This window comes from Capnocytophaga periodontitidis, from assembly GCF_016126015.1.
GTDB classification, from domain to species: domain Bacteria; phylum Bacteroidota; class Bacteroidia; order Flavobacteriales; family Flavobacteriaceae; genus Capnocytophaga; species Capnocytophaga periodontitidis.
The window spans coordinates 1-557 of the sequence record NZ_JAEFDB010000053.1 but is presented as its reverse complement, the minus strand read 5'-3'; the positions used below and the strand labels follow the sequence as shown (position 1 = coordinate 557).

At 35.5% G+C, this 557-nt stretch carries 1 protein-coding gene; it reads right to left on the bottom strand.

Annotation, left to right across the window (positions count from 1 at the left end; translation table 11 throughout):
• On the bottom strand, positions 1–557 hold a 557-nt coding region (locus I7X29_RS15270), incomplete at both ends, for a hypothetical protein (RefSeq protein ID WP_198475903.1).

The window sequence follows — 557 nt, the reverse complement described above, 5'->3', positions numbered from 1 at the left end:
TTGAGTTCAGGTATTTTTTTAATTTCTACTGTTTGGGTAACTGTACAACCATAAGTATTCTCTAAACTCACCTGATATCTACCATCGTTGAAATAGTTTTGGAAGTCTACTACATTCACAGGATTAGCTGTGGTAGCTGTTACTTTGGTTACTGTACTTCCGTTGTTACTCACTACTATATCATAAGGTGGATAGGGAGCATCGGTAAGTTCTATGCGCATACCCCCTTTGCTATTGGCACACGCCATAGGAGTTACTGTTACTTTGAGTTGGGGTTCGCGTTTTTTTACAAAGATATTATCGATTTCGAACACACAAGGTACTGTAGTAGTTTTAGTAACTGTTTGTTTGATAAGTACTCTATAGGTACCCTGATTATTAATTGGAAAATTAGGGGAGTTTTGATAATTTGTAATGGTACTTGTACCTTGTAGTAAAGCATATTGATAGCCCGTAGCTGGTACATCTTTGATAGTGATAAGTCCTTTGGTAGTACAAATAACATCCTTTACCTCAGCTTTAGGAGCTAAGTTATTTTTAGTAATTTTGAAATAATA